Origin of the sequence: Lacticaseibacillus camelliae DSM 22697 = JCM 13995, from assembly GCF_001311195.1 — a bacterium.
Lineage (GTDB): Bacteria > Bacillota > Bacilli > Lactobacillales > Lactobacillaceae > Lacticaseibacillus > Lacticaseibacillus camelliae.
On sequence record NZ_BBAJ01000120.1, the window covers coordinates 1 to 4731 of the forward strand.

Annotated in this window: 3 protein-coding genes and 4 pseudogenes; 2 read left to right on the top strand and 5 right to left on the bottom strand. The window is 60.4% G+C overall.

The window, feature by feature from the left end:
- On the bottom strand, nt 1-665 hold a 665-nt coding region (locus tag JCM13995_RS17920; RefSeq protein WP_369385740.1), incomplete at its 3' end, for an FtsX-like permease family protein.
- Nucleotides 642-1385: pseudogene (locus JCM13995_RS16445) on the bottom strand (ABC transporter ATP-binding protein); the annotation flags it as partial. The gene JCM13995_RS17920 and the pseudogene JCM13995_RS16445, both read right to left, overlap by 24 nt.
- A gap of 135 nt (nt 1386-1520) precedes the next feature.
- On the opposite strand from JCM13995_RS16445, the pseudogene JCM13995_RS12935 reads away from it, so the two are divergent.
- A pseudogene (locus JCM13995_RS12935) lies at nt 1521-2194 on the top strand (response regulator transcription factor).
- Between the two features lies 1 nt (nt 2195).
- Nucleotides 2196-3254: a sensor histidine kinase gene (locus JCM13995_RS12940; RefSeq protein ID WP_054666345.1), complete on the top strand. Its 1059-nt coding sequence runs from the start codon at nt 2196-2198 to the stop codon at nt 3252-3254.
- Between the two features lie 40 nt (nt 3255-3294).
- On the opposite strand, the pseudogene nrdG reads toward JCM13995_RS12940, so the two are convergent.
- The 3 genes and pseudogenes from nrdG to JCM13995_RS17305 all read right to left on the bottom strand — a co-directional run.
- Nucleotides 3295-3872, bottom strand: a pseudogene (gene nrdG, locus JCM13995_RS12945) (anaerobic ribonucleoside-triphosphate reductase activating protein).
- A 114-nt stretch (nt 3873-3986) separates the two neighbouring features.
- On the bottom strand, nt 3987-4418 hold the full coding sequence (locus tag JCM13995_RS16450; RefSeq protein ID WP_263849691.1) for a phosphoribosylglycinamide synthetase C domain-containing protein: 432 nt from the start codon (nt 4416-4418) through the stop codon (nt 3987-3989).
- Nucleotides 4416-4687: pseudogene (locus tag JCM13995_RS17305) on the bottom strand (phosphoribosylamine--glycine ligase); the annotation flags it as partial. The pseudogene JCM13995_RS17305 and the gene JCM13995_RS16450, both read right to left, overlap by 3 nt.
- Nucleotides 4688-4731 lie beyond the last annotated feature (44 nt).

A 4731-nucleotide genomic window follows, 5' to 3' on the forward strand; every position in this document is an offset into this window, starting at 1 on the left:
AGCGCGGCGCCGAGCCAGGCCAAGACCGCGTGCCACCCGCTGGCCTGAAACCGGCGGACGCGAGCCGGAGCGCTTGCGGCTGTCGTCATGGTCACATTGCCCGCGTAGATGGCATTGATGAGCCCGAGCACGGCGTACACCACCAAAAACAGCAGGGTCAACTCCGCCGCCGCCCGCGGCGCCCACAGCAGCCCAACGACGCGGTGAACCCCCATTATCCGCAGCAGCATCATTGCCAGAAACTTCGAAAATCCCCAGCCGCCGCCAATGCCCAGAACAATCGCGCCGGTGCCCAAAATCAAGGACTCCCCCAAAAGCCCCAGGCCAATGCGGGAGACTGGCATGCCCAACCGGCGGTACAAACGCAGGTTAGACGTGCGGCGTTCAATCAAGATTGAATTCATGTACAGCAAGAAAACGATCGCAAACAGCAGGATCACGACCAGCACGCCGACGAGCAGTGCCGGCACGGCCGCGGTCACATCGTTCATTGCCACCGTGCGCGCCAGCAGAGCGTCATCTTGGATCAGGGCCAGCATCGCGTACAGCATCGCAATCATGAGCGCCGCCATCAGCACATACAACCGGTTGACGGTCCGGTGGCGCCGCAAACTAGTGCGGATCAAGCGGCCCACGGCGATCCCCCCATTGATAGTGGCTTCCATGTCGATAATGCTGTTGAAAAAGGCCTGCCGGCTGGAGTGCCGCGTCACTTCGGCGAAATACGCGCCATCGCGAATAAAGATGATCCGGTTGCAAAAACTGGCGGTGAAGGCATCGTGAGTCACCATCATGATTGTCACGTCTTCCTCCAGGTTAAGTTTGGCCAGGTACTGCAACAGTTCAGTCGCCGCCATGGAATCCAGACTGCCGGTCGGCTCGTCGGCCAGAATCAGGTCGGGGTGGCCGATCATCGCGCGGGCCGCGGCGACCCGCTGGCGCTGGCCCAAGCTGAGCTGCTCCGGGTACCGCTTCAGCAGGGGCACCAGCCCGAGCATTTTGGCAAACCGCATTAACCGCTGGTCCAGGTCCTTGGGCACCGGCGGTACAAAGGTCTGCGGCAGCGTGATGTTATCGGCGACGGTCAGGTCTGGCACCAAGTTGAACGCCTGAAAAATAAACCCCAGGTCTTCGCGGCGGTATTTGGCCGCCTCACTGTCGCCCAGCCGGGTCAGCTCGCGCCCGGCCACCGTCAGCGTGCCGGAAGTGGGCTGGTCGATCGTCGCAATCATGTTGAGCAGCGTCGATTTGCCGGCGCCGCTGGGCCCCATGATGCCGACGAACTCCCCGGCCTCGATGTGAAAGCTGAGGTCATTGAGCGCAGTCACCCGGTTCAGCCGATGCCCGTATACTTTGGTTAAATGTGCCACGTCGACCACACGCATGCGCGCGCCTCCCTGTCTCTTTTTGTCCATGATACCAGAAACCAGGCGGCGCAGACGGTCACCTTTCGATACTGTTAGGCGCTTGTGCAGCCGCGCGCAAACCGCTACCATACAATTAAGAATGGAGGCCACGACATGTTCAAAATCATGATTGTAGAAGACGACCGCACCATCGCCGACCTGATCGCGGAGGCGTTAAACAAGTGGGAGTTTCAGGCGAGCACGGTGACGGATTTCAACCGCGTGTTCGACCAATTTCAGGCGACGCGCCCCGACTTGGTCCTGCTGGACATCAACCTGCCCGTCCGCGACGGCTACTACTGGGTGCAAAAGATCCGCGACGCCTCGCAGGTGCCCGTCATTTTCATTTCCAGTCGCAACACCAACATGGACATGGTGATGGCGATGAACCTCGGCGCCGATGATTTTGTGGAAAAACCATTCGCCATGGAGGTGCTGATCGCCAAAATTAACGCCCTGCTGCGGCGCACTTACAACTATCAGGACGCCGGAAGCGCATCCCTCACCGTCAACGGGCTGACCCTCGACTTCAAAACCGGCATGGCTACGTCAACGACCAGGAGATCAACTTGTCCAAAAACGAGTACAAGCTGCTGCAGCTGCTGATGCGGGCACACGGCAGCGTCATCAGCCGCTCGCGCCTGCTCAAGGACCTGTGGACCGATGAGCGCTTTGTCGACGACAACACGCTGACCGTCAATATCAACCGCCTGCGCAAGAAAATCGAGGCGGCCGGACTGCCCGATTATATTCAGACCAAGGTCGGCCAAGGGTACATGGTGAAGTAGCATGACACTTAAAGCATACTTGCACGACCACTTGGCCGCCATCGCCTGGTTTTTCATCGGCCTGGCCCTGCTGTGCTTCGGGCTGTGGCTCGACCCGGGCCAGCGTGTGCGCTGGGATACCCTGCTGTACATCGCCGTGCTGGTCACCGGACTGGCCGCCGCGCTGCTGGCGTGGCACTACACCCGCACCAAGAAGTGGGTCAAGGCGTTCACCGATCGCCAAAGCGCTGGGGCCGAGGCGCTGGACTGGCCGCTGAACCCGGCCAGCAGTCACGAGCACGCGGCAATCAGCGAGGCGTACAACCACGTCTTGCGCGAGCACCGGCAGGCCCAATCGGAGCTGATCGCCCGCCAGCAGGACCAAAAAGCGTTCATCGACTCCTGGGTCCACGAGATCAAGGTGCCGCTGGCCGCCGCCGGGCTCCTCCAGGACAGCCTGGACGGGCAGGCACCGGAAAAGCCGCTGGACGACTTGGCGCTGCAGCTGGACAAGATCAACTTTTACGTCGAGCAAGTGCTGTACTACTCGCGCCTCGACAGTTTTTCCAAGGACTACCTGCTGCGTGAGTACGACTTGAAGCCCTTGGTCGACGGCGTCATCGTCGACCAGCGCAACAGCTTCATCGACCGGCGCATCAGTTTCACCTTAAACGGTCATTCACTGACCGTCGTCACGGATGAAAAGTGGCTGCGCTTCATCCTGGGTCAGCTGGTGTCCAACGCCCTGAAGTACACGGCGCCTGGGGGCAAGATCACCGCGACCATTCAAGACGCCAAAACCGAGGCCACGCTGACCATTGCGGATACCGGTATCGGCATCCCCCAAGACGAGCTGCACCGCGTCTTTGAAAAAGGCTTCACCGGCACCAATGGCCGCAACGCGAACCAGCGCTCGACTGGCCTGGGGTTGTACCTGGCGGATCAACTGAGCCAAAAACTCGGCCATCACCTGACCATCAGGTCGACTGTTGGCAAGGGCACGGCCGTGACGATCCATTTTCCCCACCTCAGCTTTTACGGGGAAAGCGGCGCGACCTTGACCAAACCGGATTTGAAGTAGGCAAAAGCCCGCGGAAAATTTTTCCCGCGGGCTTTTTGTGCTACCTGACCAAGTTTTTCCAAATTTTGACTGAACCGGCTTCAAGCGAGGCCGGCACGTCGATGATGCGCTGGTTGGAGCTGCCCCGAAACTGCAGCGTCAGGTCCTTCTTGGCCTCAAGGAAGCGGCCGTCGACCAGAATGTCAAGCATCTTCAGCAGCTCAAGCTTGTCGTCGGACTCCTTCATCAGCTCGTCCAGGTGTACCCGGTCCAGCTCCAGATGTCCTTGGTGTGGCCGAACTCCTGGCGGACTCGCCGGCACAACCGCAGGCAGACCTGCGTGTTCAAGAATGGCTCGCCGCCCAGCAGCGTCAGGCCCTGCACGTAGCTCTGGCTGAGGTCCGTGATGATGCGATCCTCCAGCTCCTGCGTGTACGGCGTGCCGTAATGGAAGTTCTGCGCCACCTTGTTGTAGCAGCCTGGACAGTTAAAGCGGCACCCGGACACGTAAATGCTGCACCGCACCCCTTCACCGTCGACAAACACGAACGGTTTGTAGCTGGCCACGTACTGCAGCGACAGGTCGGACGCGAGCCACTCCTTGGGTTTTGGATTATTCGGCAATCTTGTTTGGGCCATGTTGCTCACTCCATTTCATAGGTTCAATGCTACCACAGCCAACCCCCAAGATATAGTACCCAAGCACAAAAAAGTGTGCATTCGCCATGGATGTGGTGGTTGCACACTTTTTGGTTAATGCAGACCCTTGGCCCCGATGTCGCTGCGCGTCGCCAGGTCGCCTTGCAGCGGCTGCATGCGTGCATACGCCTGATGCTGGGCCTCGACCAGGCCCTTGCCTGCACCAATCACGGCAAAAATGCGGCCGCCAGCGCTGACGTAATTGCCGTCTCCTTTTGCCACCCCTGCCGGCACCCAGTAATGGCGCTGCGCCGCGTCGGGCACGACCAGCGGATAGGCCCGGCCGGCGTGCGGGTAAGCGGGATCCACCGCCACGACGGCACAGTAAGTTTGGCCGTCTAGTGCCAGCTTTTCGGCCGTGCCGGCCAGCAGATCAAGCGTGAGCTGGTAAAAGTCATTTTGCACCTGTGGCAGCAGCACCTGGGTCTCCGGATCGCCGAAGCGCAAGTTGTATTCAAGGATCTTGGGTCCGGTGCTGGTGAACATTAAGCCCACGTAAAGCACCCCGCAGCCCGTCAGGCCGTCCGCGGCCATACCGGCGAGCGTTTGGTCGACTAGGTCGCAAGCGGCCTGCTGCTGGGCCTGGCCGAACTGCGGCGTCGGGCTGTAAGCCCCATGCCGCCAGTGTTCGGACCCGAATCCCCGTCAAAGCGCCGCTTGTGGTCCTGGGCCAGCGGAAAAATCACGCGAGCCTGACCGTTAAACATGGCAAGCACCGAGGCCTCTTCGCCTTGCAGATATTCCTCCAGCAACACTGGGGCCGCCGCGTCAGCCGCGTACAGCGCGGCAATGGCGGTTT

Excerpts from the sequence above, each read along its gene's own strand:
- JCM13995_RS12940 (WP_054666345.1), top strand. The coding sequence starts at position 2,196 with ATGACACTTAAAGCATACTTGCACGACCACTTGGCCGCCATCGCCTGG.
- JCM13995_RS16450 (WP_263849691.1), bottom strand. The coding sequence starts at position 4,418 with ATGTTCACCAGCACCGGACCCAAGATCCTTGAATACAACTTGCGCTTC.